At 43.3% G+C, this 2,351-nt stretch carries 4 protein-coding genes and 2 pseudogenes; 2 read left to right on the forward strand and 4 right to left on the reverse strand.

The genetic code is table 11. From position 1 onward, the window contains the following. Window positions 1-121: pseudogene (locus AC2VE5_RS25900) on the forward strand (IS701 family transposase); the annotation flags it as partial. Between the two features lie 57 nt (window positions 122-178). On the opposite strand, the gene AC2VE5_RS25905 reads toward AC2VE5_RS25900, so the two are convergent. From AC2VE5_RS25905 to AC2VE5_RS25915, 3 genes are all read right to left on the reverse strand, one after another. Beyond that, window positions 179-973, reverse strand: coding sequence for a Rha family transcriptional regulator (locus AC2VE5_RS25905; protein WP_486890440.1), 795 nt, complete (start codon window positions 971-973; stop codon window positions 179-181). Then, window positions 970-1,173 carry a hypothetical protein gene (locus tag AC2VE5_RS25910; protein WP_486890441.1) on the reverse strand — a complete coding sequence of 68 codons (204 nt, stop codon included), beginning with the start codon at window positions 1,171-1,173 and terminating at the stop codon, window positions 970-972. Before AC2VE5_RS25910 ends, AC2VE5_RS25905 begins: the two co-directional genes overlap by 4 nt. Before the next feature lie 158 nt (window positions 1,174-1,331). After that, entirely contained in the window at window positions 1,332-1,613 is a 282-nt protein-coding gene (locus AC2VE5_RS25915) for a hypothetical protein (protein WP_486890442.1), read from the reverse strand. A 425-nt stretch (window positions 1,614-2,038) separates the two neighbouring features. Here AC2VE5_RS25915 and AC2VE5_RS25920 point away from each other — a divergent pair, with 425 nt between their 5' ends. Beyond that, entirely contained in the window at window positions 2,039-2,230 is a 192-nt protein-coding gene (locus AC2VE5_RS25920; protein ID WP_486890443.1) for a hypothetical protein, read from the forward strand. 4 nt (window positions 2,231-2,234) lie between these two features. On the opposite strand, the pseudogene AC2VE5_RS25925 reads toward AC2VE5_RS25920, so the two are convergent. After that, window positions 2,235-2,351 (reverse strand): annotated as a pseudogene (locus AC2VE5_RS25925) (IS1 family transposase); the annotation flags it as partial.

The following is a 2,351-nucleotide window of genomic DNA, read 5'->3' on the forward strand; positions in this document are numbered from 1 at the left end:
TCGACTCAAGTTGATTGCTTACCAAACGAGCAAAACTGTTTATCAGATCAAACATGGTATGTTCTCAAACTACTTAATTGAGCAACTCAAGTATCCATCCGTTCAAATGTCACTTGCGTAAGTCCTGCTTAATTTGAATATTTGCGGAAAAACTTGGCTACTTGGAAAAAGAATGCGGTTACTCACCAAGTAATTTTTGTCGGTTTCCTTGACGCGCTGCCCAAAGCCTGTCTAGCTCCGCGACATACTCGAATGGAACAAACTGACAGGGAGCAGCGGTCAGCCCTGGTTGGATTAGATCCTCTTTACCCATAGATTGCAGCCAATTAACTAGATCCTGGGGTTTTGCCATTCCATAGCGTCTAGCGAGTTTAGTTTTCGACAGCCCTTCGTAAGTTCTGACGGGTCTACCTGCTTTATCTACCAGTATGTTTTTCTCAACAACAATAGGTGGCGACTCAACGATCGCCTCCGGTTTGCCTAAGATCAGCCCCAACATCCCCGCGCCGTGCATGGTGACAATCGCGCTGGAGACTTGCATCAGGCGCTCTTGAGATTGGGCGGTAGATTCTTGGGCGCGGGCTAGTTCTAGTTTGAGCTTTAGTCGCTCGATTTCTTGAGCTTGGGCGGGGATGACTTCTTTAATAATTTGCTTGGCTTTCTCAAATGCTACGGCTAAAGCTAATTTGCAGTTAACTACTTGTTCGGTGTTACGGCTCAGGGTCATAATGAACGTTGCTTGAAGTTCAGTCAGCCATGCCCATCGCTCCAAAGAAACGTTGCCCTGCTTGGTTTGGAACTCCCGCGTTTCAAACGCGACAGCCCCCATTTCTGGGTTTGATGCCATTTTCAGATTGTACTTTTCAATCGTGGCTAAAAAGTTTTTGTGCTGAATCCCTAACTGGGCAGCAATTAATCGGGAGTCAACTACTATTACCCCGTCGCCGCGATCGCTAACAGTTAGAAGACTCATAGAACTACCTCTTGTTCAAAGTAGGCTATTTGTTGTGTAATATGCGTACCTTCTTTTGTCCAAGTAGCAAAACCTAAATGAAGCAAATTTACTACATCAAGAATTTCTACAACGCATTCATACAGCACACACTTAAACTGGTTGTCACAAGCTAACTTTGACTCAATCAGTACAGAATCAGATACCATTGTCATTGCCATGACCTGAATAGGTTAACTAGGGTAGGTTGTGGTATGAGTAGCGATCGCCAAGCTCTTCCCGGAGGTGCGGTCGTTACTTATAAGAATTGAAAAATATAGACAAAACGCTACTTGGAAAAGAAAATTGCTTTAAAATTTCCCAATTAGCCATTCTTTGTTTAATCCTCCTGAGACTTCAAAAGGTCTTCTACACTAACTTTTTGACTTGACCATTTAGAAGCAAGTTGAGCAAGGACAAATAAGTTTTTAAAATGCCCTCTGTCTAATCTTCCTTCTAAAGCTAGTCTCAAAGTATTACGCCCAACTTCATATTCTGTGCCTCTAATTTCCTCATAAATTGAATTAACAGACCTAGGGCTACCATCACTGGTTTGAGGCCAATACTTTGAAATGTCTACATATACATTCACGCTCTGCTCAACTAAAACGCTACAGAGCATATTGTCTCCTATAAACTGACTATTTACTTATTGCATACTAGCATACTAAAAACCGAATTTCGACAGTTGACAATTGAAAGTCAACTTGCTACAATAAGAACATGGGAACAGGGAAAGAGACAGCCCCCACCCGAAACGGAATCCAGACTCTCACTTGCGATTCAACGACTAATTCACTAACTAAACAAAGAAATAAGGTTGTTGTTAGCTCGATAACAAGGGAACTGGAAACGAGGCATCGCCTGCAACCCCCAGACGAGAGACAAACCAGGTAGCCCGGAAGGGATGAACGCTGATTAGAGATGCCCTGGTGGATAGAAAAGACTTACTTTAGACAATTTGTACAAACAACAAAGCCTACAAGCGTATCAACTTTGACGGGGAGATCGCTTACAGGCTTTGGTTTCCCATTACAGGAGAATTAAATGTTAACGCAAGAAAAGCGATCAGTTCAAGTCTGCTCTGAATCTACTCCGAAGATCTGGGATAGAGCCACCACAAAAGCAAGTATCGGCGATCTTATCCATGCTCCCTTTACGCCTGTAATGGAGGTGGTAAACAAGGACATTTATACCGATGGTCGAGTGTGGCTAAAAGTCAAACCGACAAACGGGTAGTGCGTCAGATTATTGTGGGATAGGTCACGATATCATTCCAAGTCCATGGTCGAGAGGTTAATCCTGCTCGTTGTGCGGCAGTGGACTTGAACCGACTATGCTGCCAAATCCAATTGAAGTA

This window comes from Aliterella sp. E5.1, from assembly GCF_057473825.1.

Bases quoted from the DNA above. Each gene is read 5' to 3' on its own strand.
- AC2VE5_RS25915 (WP_486890442.1), bottom strand. From the start codon at position 1,613: ATGCTCTGTAGCGTTTTAGTTGAGCAGAGCGTGAATGTATATGTAGAC.
- AC2VE5_RS25905 (WP_486890440.1), bottom strand. From the start codon at position 973: ATGAGTCTTCTAACTGTTAGCGATCGCGGCGACGGGGTAATAGTAGTT.
- AC2VE5_RS25910 (WP_486890441.1), bottom strand. From the start codon at position 1,173: ATGGCAATGACAATGGTATCTGATTCTGTACTGATTGAGTCAAAGTTA.
- AC2VE5_RS25920 (WP_486890443.1), top strand. From the start codon at position 2,039: ATGTTAACGCAAGAAAAGCGATCAGTTCAAGTCTGCTCTGAATCTACT.